Genomic DNA, 20,761 nt, shown 5'->3' on the forward strand with positions numbered 1-20,761 from the left:
CCGCCTCGGTGGTGACGTCGTCCGGCCCCGGCCGGAGGAGGGCCTATAGCTCAGACGGTTAGAGCGCTTCCCTGATAAGGAAGAGGTCACAGGTTCAAGTCCTGTTAGGCCCACCACCCCCGGTCGGACTCCCCGGCACCCCGCCGCGGAAAGCGGCCCGGTGGAGACGAGGGAGAGATCCGTGAAGAAGCTCGTGCTGATCCTGCTGGCCGCCGGCGGCGCCGTCCTGGCCAAGAAGAAGCTCGACGAGGGCCGCACCGAGCAGGCGCTCTGGGCCGAGGCCACCGACCCGGTCCAGCCCAGCACCCCGCCGCAGTCCTGATCCACCCGGCCGCCCTCCGGCGGTCATCCGCCGCCCGCGGGCGGCTCCGGGGCCTTGGCGCAATTGGTAGCGCACCTGCTTTGCAAGCAGGGGGTTACGGGTTCGAGTCCCGTAGGCTCCACCAGCAAAACCCCAGGTCAGCCTGGGGTTTCGTTCGTTTATGGGGTGTTCCGGTCGACTTCGAGAGGCGCCCTTTGGGGGACTGGTGGGGGAATCGGCGGCTAGCTTCTCCGCGAACGAGCTGCGAAGCTCGCGCCCGTGGACGGGTATCGACGGCACGTGAAGGCCGTGATCCCGCCCGAGCACTCACAAGAGGTCGGGGAAGTCGATGCGTTGGCGGAGCGCCTGCGCAGCCACATCCACGCCACGAGTGCGGAGATCGCGGCGATCCACGTCCACGGAGCCAAGAGTTTGGCGGTACAGGCCCACTTCGCCAAGCTGCTGCGGCTCGAACTGGGATTCGGCGAGGAGGTGGTGCTCACGCCTCAGAGCGGTTTCGTGACGCAGGCCCGGCCGGACTTCTTCTTCCGCTTGGGGTTGGGGCGTGGGGTGATCGCCGAGGTTGAGCGCGGCGGCACCACCACCAACAACCACGATCTCAAGGACTTGTGGAAGGCGCACCTGTCGCCGGATTCGCATCACCTGTTCCTGATCGTCCCTTGGAACAACTGGAAGGCGGACGGGTCGGCGCGCGAGCGCCCGTTCCAGGTGGTGGCGCGGCGTATCGGAGCGTTCTTCGGCGACCCACGGCGAGAGATCGATGTCTTGAGCGCCCACATCTTCGCCTACTAGCTGCGATGGCCCCCGGCGCAGGCGGATCGCCAGACCCGAAAGACCCAAGACTGGGAGCAGTCGAACGAGTGCGGCGCTTCCCCTGACCCCAGAGCTGAGTGGCATTAACCTGCTGCCTGTCACAACGTGGGGGAAGGGCCAATCGGGTGGAACTGAGCGCGCAGGAACGAGCTTTGCTCGAACAACTGGAACTGCTGATCCGGCAGGGCCGGTCAGAGGCTGACGCCGCTGCAACGCTCGGAGTGATCCTCCCCGGCCAGGACGAGCTGTTGGCTCGGGTCGTGGCGTTCCGTCATGAGATCGCCGAACAGCGCCGGACCATGGCTTGGAACAACGCGATCTTTGACCCCGAGGACGACGGTGGCCCCTGGTACGGAGGGCCCTCGTCCATGGACGTGTTCTGGCCCAAGCTGAAAGCCAACCTCGAAGCGGACCTCTCGTGGGTCGAGGCCGTCCCGAGCCTGGACGAGGCCTCGACCGACATCGTCGGTCTGCTTGCCGACCCGCACAGCCCGACGATCCGGACGCGAGGACTGGTCCTGGGGTTCGTGCAGTCCGGAAAGACGGCCAACTTCACCGCGACCATCGCGAAGGCCGCCGATTCCGGCTACCGACTCTTCATCGTCCTGTCCGGCGTACACAACTCGCTCCGTCGACAGACCCAACTGAGGATCGACGAGCAGCTGGTCGAGGAGTTCCCGACCCGATGGGTGGGCTTGACGGACGAGCACCGTGACTTCGGCAAGCCGGTCAAGGCGCTTCCACTTCTGTCGTCGCCCGACCTGCGCCTGATCGCCGTCGTCAAGAAGAACGTCTCCAGGCTCACCAACCTGAGAGATTGGCTCAGGGAGGCGCAGAAGCACGGCGGTCTTGATTCCTGTCCCATCATGATCATCGACGACGAGGCCGATCAGGCCAGCCCCAACGCGGCCAAGGACCCTGAGCTGGACCGTACGAAGATCAATCAGCGGATCACCGAGTTGCTCGAGCTGCCGAGAGTGGCGTACGTGGGGTACACCGCGACCCCCTTCGCGAACGTCTTGGTCAATCCTGCCGATGAGAGCGACATCTACCCGCGATCGTTCATGTATTCGCTGCCGAAGCCGGCAACGTACTTCGGTTCCAGGGAGCTCTTCGGACAACAGGTCTCCGAGGATGAGGAAGCGGAGGCCGACGCGGCGCACGACATGATCCGCATCGTGCCGACGACGGAGGCCGATCGGCATGCGACCAAGAGGTTGATCTCAGAGGGCGTCGAGGTCACCCACGAGCTCGGGCAGGCCATCACGTGGTTCGTGCTCGCCACCTCGGCACGGCGAGTCCGTTCCGGTGTCGCGAAGCACTCGAGCATGCTCGTCCACACCACGATGCGGGTGGCGCCCCAACTCGCCTACATCGATCCGATCCGAGCCTTCGTCAAGCAGCTGGGTGCCGATGTCGCCTCCGGCCGTACCGACCTCCTTCGCCTCAAGTGGGAGCAGGAGACCGCGAAGGAGCCGGCGCACCGGCACGGCCTGACACCGGTGACCTTCGACCAGCTCGAGGAGGAGTTGCTCGCCACGATCGACGACGTGAAAGTCCTGGCGGACAACGGTCTCTCCACGGACCGCCTCGTGTACAGCGACGAGCCCGCGACAGTGATTGCTGTGGGCGGTAACACACTCTCCCGGGGACTCACTCTCGAAGGCTTGATCTCGTCCTACTTCCTCCGCAGCTCGAACACCTACGACACCCTTCTCCAGATGGGCCGGTGGTTCGGTTACCGCCCCGGTTACGGGGACCTGCCTCGGATCTGGACCACCCAGGATCTCGCCGACGACTTCGAGTTCCTCGCCGATGTCGAGGACTCCCTCCGCGCGGAGATCACGCGCTACCGGACGATGGACGGTGCCACTCCCGCGAACCTCCCGGTGCGCATCCGCCTGCACCCCAAGATGCAGGCGACCGCGAAGGTCAAGATGAACTTCGCCGTCCAAGGAGAAGCGTCCTTCAGCGCACAGAGGCCGCAGACGACCTACTTCGCCCACCGCGACCCGAATGTTGTCAGCTCCAACCAGGAGGCGGCGCGATCCCTGGTCACCGACGCCGTCGCCGCGGGCGTCGTCCCCGACCCCCAGGACAGCCGCACCGTCCTCCGCGATGTCCCTGTCACCCTGGTCCGAGACTTCGTCAACGCCTACAAGTTCCACGACGACAGCGAGATCACCTCCGAACTGGTCGTCAAGTACATCGACGGACAGCTGAAGCACGGGGCCCTCAAGCACTGGAACGTGGCCGTGATGGGTCTCAAGAACGCCAACAACACGCTGCCGCTGGGGCTGAACGCCGGCAGCCCACTGATCAGTCGATCGAAGCTCGCACGATCAAGCACGCAGCGACGCGCGGTCATCGGAACCCTGATGTCGAAGCCCGACCGCGTGGCTGACCTCGTCCCGGCGGCGGACGTCCGCCCTGGAACCCCTGACACCGAGCTTCAGCAGATCCGGGATGAAGATGGGCGCGGCCTGCTGGTGCTGTACCCGATCGACAAGGACTCCCAGCCGAAGAAGGGCGCAGAGTCCAACCGTCAGCCACTCGAGGCAATCGATCACCTCATCGGAGTCGCCCTGTGTTTCCCAACGGCGAAACCGGGCACCGAGCCCACCAGCACCATCCAAGTCGCACTGCCAGAACTATCCGATAGCGAAGTCGACGGGGTCGACGGGTACCAAGACACCGAAGGTTCGCAGGACGAGGTGAATCTCGGTGACCGATAGGCGCGACCTCGACGGGATCTGGACCGTGCTGGCCTCCAAGCCGCCGGTGGCGGGTGTTGTGACCGCCGCGACCGGATATCGAGTCGCAGCAGGTGACCTCTTGGCCGGTATCGACAGCGACGGCCGGAGACATCTTCTGATCCCTCTCCACGCGGGGGAAGCGGCAAGGACGGATACCAAGGGACGCGCGGTGCACCTCGCCCGCATAGCCGAGGACGGGTCGCAGTACCTCACTGTGTTCTGCCTGCTACCGGACCTGCACCGCGTGTTTACCCAGTTCTGCCGGGAGCTGGTCGAATCCATCGAGGACGCCGCCTCCCCCGCCCGAGAGGCAGCCGCCGCGTTCGAGCGTTGGCGCGCCCTGTTCTCAGAGGCCGCACAACACGGTCATCTCTCCGACGAAGCACTCATCGGACTGATGGGTGAACTCGTCGCGGTGGAACGCCTCCTCAACCACGGTGCGCCACCGGACCTCCGGTTCTGGGTAGGTCCGCACAGCGACCTTCACGACATCCGCAGCTCGACACACGCCATCGAGGTCAAGGCCACCCTCGTGCGCGAAGGACGGATCGTGCCCATCTCCAGCATTGATCAGCTGCAGGAGCCGGCTGGGTCGGACCTCGTACTGCTCCACCTGCGGTTCGACCGGGATCCCGGCGGGCTCAATCTGACAGACCTCGTCACCCGCGTCCTGGACGCCGGGGCCCAACGGCTGGAGCTTGAGCAGCGGCTAAGGGACGTCGGCGCCAACCCCGACGATCTCGCGTCGTATGGGGCCAAGAGATTCCGGCTCACCGAGATGCGTGCGTACGACGTCGCCGGGACGGCGTTCCCACGTCTGGTGCGGTCGGACTTCGCGACCGGGGATGTGCCCCCGGGCACTCTGCGCCTCAGCTACTCCATCGACCTCACCAACGAACCCCCCGTTCCTCTGAGCGAAGCGCTCGTCGATGCCGCGCTCGCGTCCCTGGCGCAGGAGGCCGTCAATGCGATGGATTCCTGAGCCCAAGCCACCGTCGGGGGGTCTGGCTGCTGAGGGCTTCTACAAGCTGCTCGGGAGACCGCGACTGGACCCGCTGACCGTTTTGGTACGGGAGACCGCGCAGAACAGCTGGGACGCCCGCATCAAGAACGGTGACCCCGTTCTGTTCGGGCTCCAGGGATGGCAGCTGGACAGGAACGAGAGGGCAGCTCTCCTCGAGGAGGTCTTCGTCCAAGCCGACGAGGTGAAGGGAACACATCTCGCGTCAGCGTTGGACGATTCCGGCTTGATCGGTCTCTACATCGCCGATCGCAACACCAAGGGCCTCGGCGGGCCGCTGCAGGCCGACCAGGTCAACCCGGCCGGCACCTACGACTGGGTCGACTTCGTGCTGAACGTAGGTGAGGCCAACACCCAGGGCCACACCGGCGGGACCTACGGATTCGGCAAGACGATCTCCTACGTGGTGTCCGGGGCCAACGCGATAGTCATCCATTCGCGCACCTACCACCAAGGCCGCTTGGAGACTCGACTCATCGCGTGTGCCATCGGCGAACGGTTCACCCGCGGAGACAAGCTGTTCACGGGTCGGCACTGGTGGGGCGAGAGCGGCGGGGACGTTCCGATCCCACTCACAGGGCCCGAGGCAGATCGGGTCGCCAACCTGATCGGCATGCCAGAGTTCGTGGGACAGGACACCGGCACCAACATCCTCGTCGTCGCCCCGGATCTCGGCGGCCGCTCTCCGGAGCAGGCGATGAGGTTCATCGCCGAGTCCGTCACCTGGCACCTTTGGCCGAAACTCACGCCCCGCCGCGGACAGCGCGCGATGGACATCGACGTCAGCTGGAACGGTGTCTCGGTCACCATCCCTAAGCCGGAGGACCGACCCCCGCTTCACGGGTTCGCGCAAGCGTTCCAAGCACTCCTCGACGACGGAGCCCCGGATACCACCCTGGGACTTCGCTTGGACGACATCCGCTGTGGCAGGCCAAGGGCGGACATCGGCGTTCTGGCGACCGTGCCACTCATCCACAGAGACCGTGTCGCGGTCGACGACGGTTCCGACCCCGACGACAGCGAAGCACCACAACCGGCCGCCGCCATTACCGGGATCTGTCACCACGTGGCACTTCTCCGCACACCGGAGCTGGTCGTCGACTACCTCGAGGGCCCACCACCCCCCGAGGGAGGCACCGAATGGGCCGGTGTCTTCCGGGCCCGCGACGAGCACGACGCGCACTTCGCCGCCGCCGAACCACCCACCCACGACTCGTGGAACCCAGAGCTTCTCCCCAAGAGCTCCGGACGGACCATCGTCAATGTGGGCCTCCGGGAGATCAAGGCGGCGCTCGAGAACCGGTGGGCGCCCCGTAAGAAGCCAGCGCACGTCGACGTCGCCAGCACCGCCCTAGTCGCTGATGAACTGTCCCATCTCGTCGGTGCCGTGGACGGTCGTGGAAAGGGCAGACGACGCAAGGAGCGCGTCCCCACCAAGCCCGGCCTGGCCAGGCCCAAGATCGACCTCACCTTCTCCACACCCATCGAGTTGACCGGCGGGTTGGGCACCCTCGCACGCCTACAGGTGAGCCCTGCCCCGGTATCCAGAGGCACCAACCTTCGGTTCAGCGTGGCTGCAGCGCTCGACGGATCGGCTGCCGACCCCGATCTGGACCCACATCTCTCGCTCGTTGAGGTCCGAGTCGCCGGCCGCGCGGTCGAGGTCGACGGCAGAACCGGTGAACTCACCGTCGACAATGTCGGACCGTTCGAGCTTGAGCTGGTCGCCCAGCGCGGCGCAGAGACGACCGTCCTGTTCGACGTGGAAGCCGAGCCCATCCGATGAGGCGCCCGATCGTCCCGTTTCGCACCCCACCGGCGGAGGCAATCAGCCACGGAGAATGGTTGCTGAAGTCCATCAACGGCGATGCTCCGCTGCCCAAGGAGGTCCCGCACTGGGACTACCAAACCGTTCTCGAACTGGCGGCCCCGGTATCCGTCGACCGCCGAGCCGTCACTGAAGCGTGCCGACTCGATTTCGACAGCGGGCTGGCGGTCTTGGTCATGGCACGGTCGAACCACACCAACGCCGAGATCATGGCCGCACGACTCGATCTGCCCATGACCGACCGGTTCGACCTTGCGGTCGACATAACCCTCAAGGGCGCGGACCTCGGAGGGCGACTCACGCTCGAGACGCTGCTCGTCGTCACGTCTCCCCGACCTCGTGACCGGCTCGCTCCCCAACATCCCGGCAGCATCATCTGGCGGACCACCACCTGGACCGACTTGGAGGGTGTCGGAACGCAGTTCCCCACAGACACTCTGGACTTCGCTGCCGTCGGGCTGGATCCCGAAGCCGGCTGGCAGTTCAAGCTCGACCTCACCGACCCGGATTCTCGATTCATGTCCGCGGCCCGGCTGACGTTGAACTCCGGACATCCCGCGATCCAGCGGCTGCTGAACGGAGCCAAGGACGATGGCACCGAGCAGCTGCTGCGGACCCTGCACTGGGACGTGACGCGTCAGATGGTGCAGGCCGCCCTGAGATGTGAGGACGTCATCGGACTCGACGTCGACCCCGAGGCAACCACCACGGCAGGGGTGCTGCGCAACCTGTTAGGACGAGTCTGGCCCCTCGAGAGTCCCACGACCCTGGCGGGCTGGCATCGGACCGACCCGGCGCGGATCGAGGTCCACCTTCAGCATCAATCGAGGCTCCTTCGATGACAGTTCCCACGCTCCTCTACCCGCGACTCCCCCGCAACGTGGCAAGACAGCTGATCCTCGACCGCGTGGGCGCAAGCCTCGCGGAACTGCGCGACATGGCGGTACTGAGCCACCCCGATGCAGAGCCCTCCGCCACCGGCGGTCATCCGGTCGACACGGAGAAGCTGCGCCAGGTCCAGCAGGCCGTTCGCGCGATCGCCGAGAAGGCGGGTTTTCCTGAGCCATTGGGCGGCTCGGCTCAGAGCTTCGACCGACCGTGCGGCACGGCACTGCTGGAAGTCATGGACATCGTTCCCGCTGATGCGGCAGAAGAGGGGGTCTGGTCGTTCCTGACCCTGGTGCTCCTGCCCGAGATCGGGCCTTGGCGTTTCCCGGCACTAGCTGAGGAGCGTCTCATCGGTCATCCCCGCAATGTCCTGCGACGAACGTGGTGGCGCGCCTGGGCGCTGGGACCAGACCTTGGTCGAGCTCCGGCCGGTTGTGCGCCGCTCGGTGAGGACGAGTCGGTACAGATCATGGAGCGACCGTCCCTTGGCGGGAACAGGCGAACGGCCCGAGCACTGCAGGAAGCGCTCTGGCGTGCCGAACTCGCAGGCCTGACCATGCCCCGCTCGGAGCTGATGCGCCAGCTCGCGAGACGTCTGCGAGCCGTCAAGTCCCACATCGCACTGGACAGTCTCGACGACGAGTCCCTCGCCGGACTCCTCGACGGACTCTGCGCCGAAGCGGCCAAGAGCACACAGTGACTCTCGGCTCGCCGCCCCTCCCATGTCGGTGACCGTTCATACAATCGATCCGATGACTCTCCAAGCCCCCCAGCACGCCACCGGGTTCGCGCGTGGCCAAGCGCTTCGTCTTCCCAGGCACCCGGAGCACTGCTCCGACCCAGGGGAGCTCGCCGACCTGGTCAGGCGGCTTCGGGCGACGGACACCCGCCCTCTGCTCGCCGCTGACTTGTTCTCGGGTGCCGGAGGAATGAGCCTGGGCCTCGAGCAGGCGGGGATGCGTGTCGTCTTCGGCGCCGACTTCGATACGGATGCGCTGGCGACTCACGCTCACCACTTCGGAGGCATGTCCGTCGGCTGGGATCTGGGGGACCCGGACCGCGTGGCAGAGGTCGGAGCCATCCTCCGCGCCTCCCGGATAGACGTGATCGCGGGGGGACCGCCGTGCCAACCGTTCTCGAAGGCCGGTCGCTCCCGGATGCGATATCTGGTCCAGCACGGCGTGCGCGAGGCCCATGACAAGCGTCGCGATCTCTGGCAGTCCTACCTAGAGATCGTGCGCATCGCCCGTCCTCGTGCGGTGATCATGGAGAACGTGCCGGACATGGCGCTCGACCGTGAGATGTTCATCCTGCGCTCCATCGTGCGCCGCCTCGAGGACTGGGGGTATTCGGTCCAGGAGCGCGTGGTCGACACGTACAGGTACGGCGTGCCCCAGTTCCGCCAGCGCCTCATCCTCGTGGCGGTCCTGGGCGGGCTTGACTTCACCTGGCCGGTCGAGTCCACAAAGAAGGTGACGCTAGGCAACGCCATCCGGGACCTGCCACCGGTCGACCCCAAGGATGGATGGGCCTCGGACAGCACTCGCTCGGGGTGGCGCCGGTACGACGGCCCGCGCACCGAGTTCCAGCGCGAGATGCGCAGCCTCGTCCCGGCCTCCCACTCGGACCGGATCTACGACCACGTTACGCGACGTGTGCGGGATGACGACGAAGCGGCCTTCGAACAGCTTGACACCAAGACCCGGTACTCAGAGCTGCCCGAAGAACTGAAGCGCTACCGGGACGACATCTTCGACGACAAGTACAAGCGGCTGGACGCTGACGACCTGTCGCGGACAATCACGGCGCACATCGCCAAGGACGGCTACTGGTACATCCATCCCGAGCAGAACCGGACACTCACCATCCGTGAGGCGGCTCGGATCCAGACGTTTCCCGACCACTTCCGTTTCGCCGGTGCGCCGACCTCGGCATTCCGGCAGATCGGCAATGCCGTGCCGCCCCGTCTCGCGCGAGCCATCGGCGCGGCCGTTGAGCAAGTCTTGCAGCGGGGCGCGCCGGGACTCGCGGTCACCACGTCGGACACCAAGGCCGCGCTCGCGTCATGGTTCCGCACCTCGTCCACGGCTAGCCCCTGGCTGAGATCGGGGTCGCGCTGGCTTGTCGTCGTCGGTGACACCATGCTGGGTTCGGAGTCGGCGACCGTGGTCGACGCCCTGTGGCCCTCCGTCACAAGCTGGTCATCGCCGAGCCGTCTGCTCGAGGAGCGTGCCACGGTTGAGGAGCTCGCTACGTGGTTGGGCAGGCCTGACCTGGCATCTCAGCTCTTCGAGCTGGCTCGCTCGGTCAGCACGGGCGGCGACGTCCTGGATGACGAGCGTCTCGCGAGCCTGGTTTCCGACGGGCATCTCCGCAGAGGAGCCGCCGAGCTCGCGATGCTAGTGGATCCCGAAGGCGAGGAGCCGGTGATCGCGAACACCGGCGCTCTACGTGTGGCCGGCCGCTACTTCCAAGGGACCGAACGGTGGCTGAAGAATCGAAGCTCGGACGGTCGCATCGCGGTGAGTCGACTGATCGGCTTCGATGAGGAGAGCACGAAGGCCCAAGTGGCGCTCATCGAGGTCGGTGCCCATGTCTGCACCCCGAAGGCGCCGGACTGTCCCTCGTGTCCCCTCGCGGCTTGGTGCACGTACCGCTCCGGACGCTGAGCCGTTCCCCTCAGAGGCCGAGCTGCTTCGCCAGGCCCGGATGGCGACTCCGCATCAGGTCGAGAGCGGATCGGAAGTCCTCAAGGGCTCGATCCTCCATCAGCGCTGCCTTGAGCGCGATGCCCACGTCGCGCAGCGCGGTATCGGAGGCCTTCGCCGACTTGGCCTTGCCGTCGGCCGCGCCGATGGCATTGGCCGACCGCCGATAGGCGTCATCGGCCAGGACACACAGCTCGTGGACTGGACGCTCGAGCATCTGCCTGACAACCGGCGGCAGTTCCACGTGCATCTTCGCCACGTTGATCTGGAAAGCCTCATCCAGGTCGGTGTCGAAGTCGACTGCTGCGCGAGCCAGCTTGGTGTGCTCGTCGATCCCTCTCAGGCCTGACCAGCCTCCGTGCTGAACCAGTCGGTCAGCTCGGTAGATGTAGAGCCCTTGCTGTCGGTTCCACTTCTGCGGACCTGACAGACGTTCGAACTGCTCAAGAGACGAGAAGCGATCCCTGGCGGGCAGGACGACCCCGCGGAAGCGCACCTCAGAGCTGCCCCCATCTACCTCCACCTCGAAGACCTGCTCCGGCAGAACCGAGCGCGCCGCCTCGTCCGGAGCGAAGGGGTCCCATGGGACCAGCTTGGTGCCGTCCACGCAGATGACGACTTCGTTGCGGTCCGACGCCTCGCCGGCGATGAAGCGATGGAAGACCATGGCGAGGTGGTCCGCGGTGCGGCTCGCGAGCGCACGCAGGCGTCGACGCCCCCAACCGGTCTCCGCGTAACGCTCGGGCAGAACGCGATCGAGGTCCTCCCAAACGACGACTGTCCCGGGGGACTCGCGCAACATGTCCTTGGCCCGCTCGATCGCCGGGGTGGACTCGCCTGCGGTGATGTCCCAAGCGTCCGTCCGAGCGATGCGGTTCAGATCGAGGGTCATCACGTTGATCCGCGCCTGCGCGGGTGTCGTGCGGGTAACCACGGTGAGTCGCCGACACTGCGAGAACGATCCGGTCTTCAGCCCCAGCCCGAACCGACCCAGTTCGTTCTTACCGTAGTCCCGCCGAGTGCCGAACCGCAGCGCCTCGACCAGATCCTTCTGCGACATGCCCGATCCGTCGTCGCTGATGAGCACGTACGAACCGTGCGGCACGAACTGGGTATAGACATTGATGCGGGACGCACCAGCGGCGATGGAGTTGTCGACGAGGTCGGCGACAGCGGTCGTGAAGTCGTAGCCGATGTCGCGCAGCGAGCCGGTGAGGCGCGCGGCAGACGGCGCCACCTCGAATGTCTTGTGTCCGGCCACCAGATCAACCTCCTAGTGTGGAAAGCATGCCAGGCGAAGAGCGATCGGTCCGGCGGGGCGACGGTGTGTCGGAGAAAGGGTATTTGAAGCCCCCGACAATCGTGGAGTCGCCTGTGAGCGCGGCCGCCCGAAACACGATGCTGGCCAACCGTCGTCGAGACACCGGACCGGAGCTCGCCATCCGCTCGCGCCTTCACCGGGCGGGTCTTCGCTACCGCGTCGATTGGTCGCTCCCCTTCGATCGTCGCCGGCGGGCGGACCTCGTCTTCACCCGCGTTGGGCTCTACGTGTTCATCGACGGATGCTTCTGGCACGGGTGCCCTCAGCACTTCGTCGTCCCCAAGACCCGGACCGACTTCTGGGTCGGCAAGATTGAGGGGAACCGGCGCAGGGACCGCGACACAGATGAGCGACTGAAGCAGCTTGGGCTGACCCCCCTGCGGGTGTGGGAACACACCGATCCGGACACCGCCAGTGCCGTCGTCATCGCGGCCTACCGCACACTGGAGCGGAAGGGTGCGACCACCCTCGGATCCGGTCGGCGTGTCTCGGGGACTACCGAGGGGGCCTGACAGCACACCGCGCGTGTCATAGACCGAGCTGCCCGGCCACGTTTCGCCGAAGCAGGTTCTCGCGGCGCTCATGGCGCTCGACCGACCCCAAACTCGACAGGTCCGACTGATACGCAACGGCCCACGCGGGCGCATCCTGTCTGAGAGCCGTTCGCATCATGCCGCTCCGCAACGATGTCCACGCGTAGCGGCCGCGGAGTTCCGCCTCCGCACACCGCGCTCGGATGACACGGTTCAGTCCCTGCGCGGCCAGCGCCCTGCCTTCGATCACCGAGTAGTTGCACGTGGGGAAGGCGGGTGCCTCCGGCTCGGTCAGTGCCTGCTCGTCCAAGCGCGCCACCCACGCCAGCCATGTCCGGACAGGGTCGTACCGAGGATCTGTGACGGAGGGGACCAAGACCTCCGAACGTCGGCCGGTCACTCGCAGCAGCAGACCGTCCTCCCTGACGATCACGTCGCGACGTCGGAGAGCCGACGCCTCGTGAGTGCGCAACGCGGCCCCGTACCCCAGCGTCAGGAGCGCACGATCGCGGGCTGGAGCCGGGGCATCCTGACCCACCTCAAGGAGCGCCCGACTGAGAGCGCCCTGGCTTCTGCTGTTGCGGACGTAGGGGTCGAGGGATCTGCGCAGCCTGGCCTCGTCCCACACGGCCGGCTTGTCAACCAGTACGTACCGTCCTCCACGCAGAGGCAGCCACGCAGAGGCAGCAGACCGGTCACCGGACAGGCAGGGTCGTCGGGCAGAGCCCGGAGCGTCCAGGACCTCTGTGTCGGAGCCCCTCGACCTACCCGTTGGCTGACAGTGACGATGACCTGTCTCCTCGTCAGCCGCACCTGATCCCACGTCAATCGCGACAGCACCGCAGCGGGCAGTCCCGTGGACGCGTGCAGGATGATGGCGGCCGCGGCCCTGCGCTGGTGAACTGACCGAATGAGGGTTGCGTCGACCAGAGCGTGGACGAGTTCGACGTAGAGCGGATCGACGTGACCGGGAGTCTGGGGTCCGATCGGACGTGCGCGGTGGAGGCCCCGGAGCAGCGACCGCACGTCAGGGTTCGCGGACCACGTCGGGCGTCCGCCGAGGCGTCGGACGAGGTCGAGGGACTGCAGGCGCCGCCGCGTCGCATGCCCTGTCTCAGCGTCCGCATGAGAGGCGAGGTAGATCGAGACGGCCTCGGCTTCCTCGTCCAGACCGAAGGCGGAGCAGAAGGCCGCGAAACGTGCGGTCTCCCTCACCGCTTGCAGCCGTCGACGCTGCGGGACGGCACCTGCGAGCGTCGGGTCACGGCCCATCAGATCCCCAACTGCGATGCTGGATTGTTCCGCAGAGGATCGTCGGTGGAGATGTAGAGCACCAGGCTGTCCAGCGTCGCGTGTCGGCTCTGCCGTGCGATGTCCTCCAGCGGTACGCATAGGTCGGCGGCCGTCGAGATGAAGCCGCGTCGCAGCGACCTGGCGCACGATGCTCGTGACGCTGGCGGTCGAGAGGGGGTCGGTGCCGATCCGACCCGCGCGGCCCACTCTGGTGAAGCAGGGCAGATCAGGGACAGTCTCGGCTCCCAGCTGAAGCTCGACGCGCTCGAGCCATCGACGGAGCGCCGTCACGGGACAGGTCAGGTCGGAGCTTCCGTTCGGGATGCCCACGTCGACACCGTGACCCTCGGGGTCCGTCTTGGACCTACGCAGGCGGACTATTGCACCACGCTCCTTGAACGTGATGTCGCTCCAGCGCAATTGGCACAGATCCGGTCTCCGGAAGGCACCCGCGAAACCCAGAAGCAGCAGCGCCTTGTCCCTGAGCACCTCGGAGGGGACCCCACCGAGCAGGGCTATGCGGTGGTCGACATCACCGCCGAGCGACTCGCGACGGGACCTCCGAACGCTGAAGACCGGCTTCGTACTCCACGGCCGGTCCTCCCGTGCGCCGTGCCTGTCGACGGGGGTTATCACCCACACAGCGGTGGCCCCCGATACGTCGCGCCACTGTCGAAATGCGGAGACCGCGCACAGCGAGTGGTTGCGATGAGCGTTGATGCGGACCGAGCGACCGGCGCGGCCCGCACGTGGGGACTCGACGCTGATGATCACCCGACGCGTCGTCAGCACCACGTCCTCCCAACGAAGTCGCGCGATGGCGCCGTCACTCAGGCCGGCGCGGTGAAGGCAGAGCACGACCCGGTCGCGAAGCTCGACTGGGTCGGGAGGAAAGTCGTCGAGCCTCCGGCACACCTCGCGGAGGAACCCGATGCGAAGCGCCGTGATCTGCTCGCTCGGCGTTCGAGGTGGAGCCACCCGCCGCAGGGTGCGGAGGAACATCGCCATCGCCGGATCATCGCCGGGCGGCGCGTACCCGGCCTCGACGTGCAAACGGTTGATGGCGGCCACCCACCCCCGAAGCGTCGCCAGGGCGGCACCATTGGGTCTCTCTCCCGCGGCGTCGGCGAGGTACAACATCACCGTTTCCGGATCCGCAGGGAGGGGGCACAGACTCCTGGTGACGCACCACGCCGTGAAGAGCTTCCACCGCCGCGCGTAGGTCTGGCGCGTCGAGACAGCGATCCCTTGGCTGTAAAGCTGAGCGGTCCGTGAGATGAGGACGCTCAGTTCGTCGGTGGAGGCGATCGGCTCGGACGCGCCCAAGAACTCAGCGACCCTCGCATCTCGGAGACGCTGGGCGACTGATCCCGGATCGACGTCCTGACGCGTTGCGGATGGTGAGGGGTGCTGCAGTCGTCGATACGGCGGCCGTTGCGATCTGACCACCCGTCAACGATGCACCTGACTGACCTGCGACGCCAGACCCCTCAACACTCTGCCGCTCGAGTCCCCCTGCTCAGCCTGTGACGAGAAGTGACGAGTACCGAACTGCCCCACTGCGAGAGCCCCAACACACCTATCGAATCGAGCGGCACGCATGCTACGAAGGTCCGTAGATCGGTCCGCCCCTTGGGGCGGGCCGAGCGTCATTTCAGGGCCAAGTGACGAGTGTTGACGGGTGGTGACGAAGCCGATGCACGGTGGGGTGAAGTTCTACCGCGGATCCGCCGCTGCCGCGCGCTCATACGTCGAGACGGACCGCTCGCGCGTCGACGATTACTACCTGGCCGAGGGCACCGCGGTGGCGGAGCGGTATGTCGCCACGACGCTCGCAGCGGGGGGACGCGGTGTTCCCGGAGTTCAGAATGGAGGAACGTTGGCAGGTGACGCCTACGAGAGCTGGGTCGCCGGCTACGACGTCGAGACCGGCGCGGCCAAGGGACGCCTGCGCGACGACGCCCATGCACTGCGGTTCGTCGAGGTCGTGGTGAACGGGCCGAAGTCCTGGTCGCTCGCCGCCGCGCTCCACCGCGACGTCGCGACGGCGTACGACGCTGCGATGGACCGGGCGGCTGGTGAGGTGATCGGGTGGGTTGCCGAGCACGCCACCACCCGGGTCGGCCCGCGTGGCCGGCAGGTGCAGGTCCCGGTGGAGAAGGTCGAGGCGGCCGTCGTACGTCACTACACCTCGCGCGCCGGCGACCCGCACCGCCACCTCCACGTGCAGATCAACGCGCGCGTCTTTGCGCGCGGGGCGTGGCGGGGACTGCACTCGGTCGGTGTCGTGGACAGCATCGAGGCGCTCAACGGGATCGGTCACGCGGCCGTGATGTGCGACCCCGAGTTCAGGACGGCCCTCGCCGCGCGGGGATACACGCTCGACGACGACGGCGAAATTCAGCAGCTCGCGCCGTACACCGGAGGGTTCAGCCAGCGCGCCGCACAGATCAACCGCAACGTCGAACGGTACGAGGCGGCATGGCGAGCCGAGCATCCCGGGCAGGAACCCGGGCCGCGACTGCACCAGGCCTGGGACCGACGCGCCTGGGCGGACGCACGACCCGACAAGGTCGTGCCTCGCAGCGGCGCCGACCTCGTCGTCGCGTGGAACAACGAGCTGCGCGATCTCGGCTTCACGCCACCGACCAACCCGGTGACAGCGCCGGGTCTGCAGATCGGCCGCCTCAACCGGGACGGCGCAGCGGGTCTGGTGCTCACACGTCTCGGTGCCAAGCGGTCGGCGTGGAATGCAGCCGACATCCGCGGTGAGGTGGAGAAGCTGATCGCCTCCCTCGGCGTGGTCACCGAACGCCCCGTTCGTTACGAACTGGTCGAGGACATCGCCGACCGTGCCCGAACACGGTGCGTGCCGTTGCTGGACCGAGCAGACGTCCCCGAGCACGTCCGATGCCTGACGTCGGAACGGGTTGTCGCCGTCGAGGCTGGTCTGGTCGAGACCTTTGCTTCGCGCGCATCGCGACCGGTGACCGCCGCGCGCCGGCTCCGCAGCATCGACCACCTCGACCCGGCGCAACAAGGCGTGGTTGCGGCCCTTGCCGGCGACGCCGGCCTGCTCGTGATCGAAGGCGCCGCAGGCACCGGCAAGACCACCACGCTGGCCGCCGCACGCGACGTGCTGGACGAGGCCGACCGTCGACTCGTAATCGTCACTCCAACGCTCAAGGCTGCCCAAGCAGCGCGCCAGCAGGTCGGCGCCGACGCGTTCTCCGCCGCCTGGCTCATCCACCAGCACGGCTACCGCTGGGACGAGGACGGCCACTGGTCACAGACTGACGCCACACCCGATGCCCGTGTACGCCTGCTCCCCGGCGATGTCCTTCTCATAGACGAGGCCGGCATGCTCGACCAGGACACCGCCCGCGCGCTGTTCGCCATCGCCGACCAAGCGCACGCAGTCGTCGCGCTCCTCGGCGACCGCCACCAACTCCCAGCCGTTGGTCGCGGCGGCGTCCTCAACCTCGCCGCCCGCTGGGTACGACCCGCCGCTCACCACGAACTCGACTCGGTCCACCGGTTCAACGATCCCGCGTACGCCGACCTCAGCCTGCTCATGCGCTCTGGTGAGCGACCTGGTGAGGTCTTCGACAAGCTGAACGAGCGCGGCCATATCGTGATCCATGCCAGCGAGGCCGAACGCACCGCAGGCCTGGCCGCCATCGGCGCCGATGGTGCTGATGGCGGCAACCAGCTCGTCATCGCCGACACCCGCGACCAGGTCGGAGCGCTCAACGCAACCATCCGCGACCGCCGCCGCGGCGCTGGCGCACCGCTCAGCGAACAGTCTGGTGAGCCGGTCACGCGTCGCGGTGAGCGGATCGGTCTCGGCGACCGGGTCGCCACTCGACGCAACGACCGCGACCTCGGGGTCGCCAACCGCGACACCTGGACCGTGGCCGGGATCGGCAAGGACGGCAGCCTGTTCGTCACCGGCCGCGCCGGCCCACGCAATCTGCCCGCCGAGTACGTCCGCGTGCACGTCGAGCTCGCCTTCACCACTACCACCTACGGCGCCCAAGGCGAGACCGTCGACACCGCACATCTCGCGCTCGGCGAGACGACCGGCGCCGCGTCGGCGTACGTCGCCATGACCCGGGGCCGCCACCACAACGTCGCCCACCTCGTCGCCGAGTCCATCGACGACGCTCGCAGCCAATGGATCGACGTCTTCAGCCGCCACCGCGCCGACCTCGGACCCAGCCACGCTGCCCAGAGGGCCGCAGACGACATCGACCGGTACGGACCGAGCGCGCCGCCAGCGAGCACCGAACTGCAGGCTGCGGTGCTGCGCGCTGGTACCCGCCGCCGGCCCGAGCCGATACCGAGCTCCCTGCCGCCATCGCGCAGGATCGGCCGCTGACCAACCTCCTCACACTGAGTGATCGCCCAAAGTGGCTACGTCGACATAGGTGACCAGGAGAGGCGCGAGTCTGGACGACAGCGGTCACAGTCATCCGATCCGCAGGCCCCGACGTTGCTTCTCCACGCCCGAGTCGCCGAGCCCGTCGGCGGCCACGACGAGAGGCGACGTGATGGTGACACCGATCGGCATCCCGGACGAGTGGGACGACGACAACCTGATCCTGTTCGAGGAGTTCTGCGAACTCATCCGCACACCCCAGCGCACGGTCCGTGATTGGCGCCAGCGGGGGGTGGGCCCACGCTGGACTCGCTTCCAGGGCGTGGGCCGGCTCTACATCACAGTCGCGGAGGCGCGACGCTTCCTTACCTCGGCCACCGTGACGCGAGTGGAGGCGCGTTCCGATGGCTGAGCGTCGGGCCGTCCCGGTCTACCTGAGCCTGGAGGCGGCCGAGTGCATGTCGGTCTCGGTCAAGACGATCCGGCGCTGGATCGCCGCCGGCTCGCTCCCGGCGTACCGCTGCGGCAAGCGCGCCATCCGGATCAAGCTCGAGGACCTAGAGGCCACGCCTCGGCAGATCCCCTCTTCGCGGTGGTGACAGCGCTGCGCAGGCGAAGCCTCGCGAAGAGGCGTACGACGACGACCCTCGGTACCGATCGCACACCGAAACAGCATGTTGGGGAGCACAACGTCGTGACAGCGGGTCCGGCCACGAAATCGTTCGCGGTTGGCCGTGGATCTGGTGGCTAGCTCTCAACTGTCGACGCCGTACACGCCGTGGTCCCGGCTACATCGCCTGGTGGTGTTCAAGGTCGGAGGGCAACCCCATCTTGACGTGGTGGCGGTCAAAGTGCAGGCTGACGGAACCACCTATGTGCAACTTGGCGCGCCACGTACCGTGAAAAGCAACGGTTCTGTCGGTGCTCTGTACGAGGATGCATGTAGGCCACTGGGGTCGCGAAAGGGGAGTTGACGTCTATGACGACCATCGCGGTCGCACCGCAAGGTGCACGGGAGCGCGCAGATTCAGTGATCGGCGGCCTTCGCCGCAAGGCGCTGACGTTCCTAGAGGAGCGCGGAAATGAAGTGCAGCTGGCCGAGCTTCTTGGCCACCTTCGAGCCGAGGAAGCTAGGACCGAGTTAGTGAGCCGTGCTGTGGCGGGACTGCTGTCGAGCGGTCGGCTCGTGCTCACGAGTGATCGACGCGTCCTGCTCCCGCATTAGTAGGCCAACCAAGGGTCGAGCACGGAGTGCGCTCCGGTCCCTGTCAGCCGCTCGTAAAGGTCGATGGCCTGAGTCTCGGTCAGGGATGCGATGTAGTCGGCCACCGCGCGGGCTCGGCGAACGTGCTCGTTTACACCGAACTCGCTGCGTCCTGGCTCGGTCTCAGTGACCATCCAAAGGTCGTACAACCGCTTGGGCAGCCGGAATTCCTCCTTCGCTGCAATGGCATCATCAAGCCACTTCGTGAGTCGGTCGAACAGGCATCGGAGGAGCTCGGCCTGTCCCTCCTGAAGGGTCGCCAGCGCGGGGTCGTGGATGACGTAGTGCCACGTGAGCTGCTTGAAGAGTTCAACCTCGGCCCGGACCAACGGCGGGATCTCAATGGGCTCGGGCCCCTCCACGAGTCGGATGGCGCTGACGTAGGAGTTTATGAGCCGGCTGCACACAGACCGAAGGCGAGCGAGGTCGTCTGCCGTCCCATTGTGGATGTTGAACTGGGCAAACTCGAGAGTCAACACATCGCCGAAGCGTTTGACCGCCGTGTCCCAGTCCGTGTCCTTGTACTTCTTACGTAGGCGACTAACGGCGCGGGTGGTGAAAGCTTCTCGTTCAAGTTCAACGGTCGCCAGGGCGACCATCGGGACCCTTCCAGCGCGGATGAAGTCTTCAAGGTCGTGGATTGCGTAGGTGATGTCGTCGGCCCAGTCCATGATCGCGGCCTCGGCACTGCGCGCGCCGTCCGGCAACCCGCCCCGAGCACGCAGAAAAGCCTCGCGCTCGGTCCCGTAAGCGTTCCACTTCTTCAAGGAGGCGTCGCCAGCCTCGCCACGCAGCCAGGGGTACTTGATCACGGCCCGCAGAGTGGCGTCGCTCAGATCCAGGCCGAACGGCGTGTTCTCGCCGCGACGAGAGAGCGTGGCCAGGATGCGGAACGTCTGCGCGTTACCTTCGAAGCCGTCGAGTCCCGCCTTGTAGCAGCGCTCGTTGAGTGCGGTCTCGCCGACATGACCGAACGGAGGATGGCCAAGGTCGTGAGCCAGGCCAGCCGACTCGGCCGCCCCGACGTCAAGTCCGCCCAAGCTCTTGATGACGGACTTATTGGATGGGTCGCGCTTGAGATGCTCTGCCATCCGTCGTGAGAGTTGCTGCACCTTGAGGGTGTGGGTCAACCGGGTATGGAACAAGGGCATCTCACCGACAGCAACCACCTGTGTGACGCCGCCGAGCCGCCGGAGCTCGTCGGAGTACAGGATGCGGTCACAGTCGTGCTCCGAGGGCGTTCGACCATCACCTGTCGGGCCCGGTTCTTCTGACGTGCGCGTCGCCGCATCTGGGAGCTGGTGATCGTCGTCCGTCACGTTCGTCTCCGGCTCACTCATCGTGTCCCAAAGCCTCCGCTGAGCGGTCGACTCGGCAGCCGTCCGCGGAATCAGCTTCTGCGGTGGCCCGATTCCCGCGAATGCGGGTGGCCTTCTGGCCAGAATCGCTGACGTCGACACACAGGACCCCGTATTCCATGCCCGGCACACTAGCGGCACTTATCGATGCGCACGTCGCACGCACCACGATCTCGCGACGAACCACGCGTATGCCGCCCCGAACACGACGGCGCCCTGCACACGGCGAAGCGCAGCGTCGGGCAGCCATGCTGGGTAAAGTCCGTCCCGCTCGG

Annotated in this window: 16 protein-coding genes and 2 tRNA genes; 14 read left to right on the forward strand and 4 right to left on the reverse strand. The window is 66.7% G+C overall.

The window, feature by feature from the left end; genetic code table 11:
* Nucleotides 1-39: 39 nt before the first annotated feature.
* The 10 genes from DNK53_RS03390 (at nucleotide 40) to DNK53_RS03430 (ending at nucleotide 10,297) form a co-directional block, all read left to right on the forward strand.
* Nucleotides 40-116 (forward strand) — tRNA-Ile (locus DNK53_RS03390).
* Nucleotides 117-181: 65 nt separating this feature from the next.
* Nucleotides 182-322, forward strand: a complete 141-nt coding sequence (locus DNK53_RS17685; RefSeq protein ID WP_204163724.1) for a DLW-39 family protein — start codon at nucleotides 182-184, stop codon at nucleotides 320-322.
* Nucleotides 323-370: 48 nt separating this feature from the next.
* Nucleotides 371-446: transfer RNA gene (locus DNK53_RS03395), tRNA-Ala, on the forward strand.
* A 155-nt stretch (nucleotides 447-601) separates the two neighbouring features.
* Nucleotides 602-1,114 (forward strand): hypothetical protein, encoded by a 513-nt coding sequence (locus DNK53_RS03400; RefSeq protein ID WP_204163725.1) that lies wholly within the window; start codon nucleotides 602-604, stop codon nucleotides 1,112-1,114.
* 146 nt (nucleotides 1,115-1,260) lie between these two features.
* On the forward strand, nucleotides 1,261-3,870 hold the full coding sequence (locus DNK53_RS03405) for a Z1 domain-containing protein (RefSeq protein WP_162599746.1): 2,610 nt from the start codon (nucleotides 1,261-1,263) through the stop codon (nucleotides 3,868-3,870).
* Nucleotides 3,860-4,873, forward strand: coding sequence for a PD-(D/E)XK motif protein (locus DNK53_RS03410; protein WP_162599747.1), 1,014 nt, complete (start codon nucleotides 3,860-3,862; stop codon nucleotides 4,871-4,873). The genes DNK53_RS03405 and DNK53_RS03410 overlap by 11 nt, the downstream gene beginning before the upstream one ends.
* Nucleotides 4,857-6,698, forward strand: coding sequence for a hypothetical protein (locus DNK53_RS03415; protein ID WP_110180852.1), 1,842 nt, complete (start codon nucleotides 4,857-4,859; stop codon nucleotides 6,696-6,698). The genes DNK53_RS03410 and DNK53_RS03415 overlap by 17 nt, the downstream gene beginning before the upstream one ends.
* 59 nt (nucleotides 6,699-6,757) lie before the next feature.
* Nucleotides 6,758-7,582, forward strand: coding sequence for a hypothetical protein (locus DNK53_RS03420; RefSeq protein WP_162599748.1), 825 nt, complete (start codon nucleotides 6,758-6,760; stop codon nucleotides 7,580-7,582).
* Nucleotides 7,579-8,328, forward strand: coding sequence for a DUF6339 family protein (locus tag DNK53_RS03425; RefSeq protein ID WP_110180854.1), 750 nt, complete (start codon nucleotides 7,579-7,581; stop codon nucleotides 8,326-8,328). The genes DNK53_RS03420 and DNK53_RS03425 overlap by 4 nt, the downstream gene beginning before the upstream one ends.
* Nucleotides 8,329-8,380: 52 nt before the next feature.
* Nucleotides 8,381-10,297 (forward strand): DNA cytosine methyltransferase, encoded by a 1,917-nt coding sequence (locus tag DNK53_RS03430; protein ID WP_110180855.1) that lies wholly within the window; start codon nucleotides 8,381-8,383, stop codon nucleotides 10,295-10,297.
* A gap of 10 nt (nucleotides 10,298-10,307) precedes the next feature.
* Here DNK53_RS03430 and DNK53_RS03435 read toward each other — a convergent pair whose 3' ends face one another.
* Nucleotides 10,308-11,597, reverse strand: coding sequence for an ATP-binding protein (locus DNK53_RS03435; RefSeq protein WP_110180856.1), 1,290 nt, complete (start codon nucleotides 11,595-11,597; stop codon nucleotides 10,308-10,310).
* A gap of 26 nt (nucleotides 11,598-11,623) precedes the next feature.
* Between DNK53_RS03435 and DNK53_RS03440 the strand changes: the two genes are divergently transcribed.
* Nucleotides 11,624-12,169, forward strand: coding sequence for a very short patch repair endonuclease (locus DNK53_RS03440; RefSeq protein WP_204163727.1), 546 nt, complete (start codon nucleotides 11,624-11,626; stop codon nucleotides 12,167-12,169).
* A gap of 16 nt (nucleotides 12,170-12,185) precedes the next feature.
* On the opposite strand, the gene DNK53_RS03445 is transcribed toward DNK53_RS03440, so the two are convergent.
* The gene (locus DNK53_RS03445; RefSeq protein WP_162599749.1) at nucleotides 12,186-12,500 is read right to left on the reverse strand and encodes a hypothetical protein; all 315 of its coding nucleotides are present in this window, start codon (nucleotides 12,498-12,500) and stop codon (nucleotides 12,186-12,188) included.
* A gap of 182 nt (nucleotides 12,501-12,682) precedes the next feature.
* Nucleotides 12,683-14,809 carry a hypothetical protein gene (locus tag DNK53_RS03450; protein ID WP_162599750.1) on the reverse strand — a complete coding sequence of 709 codons (2,127 nt, stop codon included), beginning with the start codon at nucleotides 14,807-14,809 and terminating at the stop codon, nucleotides 12,683-12,685.
* Nucleotides 14,810-15,164: 355 nt separating this feature from the next.
* On the opposite strand from DNK53_RS03450, the gene mobF reads away from it, so the two are divergent.
* The 3 genes from mobF (at nucleotide 15,165) to DNK53_RS03465 (ending at nucleotide 18,463) form a co-directional block, all read left to right on the forward strand.
* Nucleotides 15,165-17,864 (forward strand): MobF family relaxase, encoded by a 2,700-nt coding sequence (gene mobF, locus DNK53_RS03455; RefSeq protein WP_275425729.1) that lies wholly within the window; start codon nucleotides 15,165-15,167, stop codon nucleotides 17,862-17,864.
* Nucleotides 17,865-18,036: 172 nt separating this feature from the next.
* Nucleotides 18,037-18,276 (forward strand): hypothetical protein, encoded by a 240-nt coding sequence (locus tag DNK53_RS03460; protein WP_162599751.1) that lies wholly within the window; start codon nucleotides 18,037-18,039, stop codon nucleotides 18,274-18,276.
* Nucleotides 18,269-18,463 carry a helix-turn-helix domain-containing protein gene (locus tag DNK53_RS03465; RefSeq protein ID WP_110180859.1) on the forward strand — a complete coding sequence of 65 codons (195 nt, stop codon included), beginning with the start codon at nucleotides 18,269-18,271 and terminating at the stop codon, nucleotides 18,461-18,463. The genes DNK53_RS03460 and DNK53_RS03465 overlap by 8 nt, the downstream gene beginning before the upstream one ends.
* Before the next feature lie 622 nt (nucleotides 18,464-19,085).
* Here DNK53_RS03465 and DNK53_RS03470 read toward each other — a convergent pair.
* Nucleotides 19,086-20,468, reverse strand: a complete 1,383-nt coding sequence (locus tag DNK53_RS03470; RefSeq protein WP_110180860.1) for a deoxyguanosinetriphosphate triphosphohydrolase family protein — start codon at nucleotides 20,466-20,468, stop codon at nucleotides 19,086-19,088.
* Between the last annotated feature and the right edge of the window lie 293 nt (nucleotides 20,469-20,761).

Origin of the sequence: Nocardioides solisilvae (genome assembly GCF_003194625.1) — a bacterium.
Taxonomy (GTDB): domain Bacteria; phylum Actinomycetota; class Actinomycetes; order Propionibacteriales; family Nocardioidaceae; genus Nocardioides; species Nocardioides solisilvae.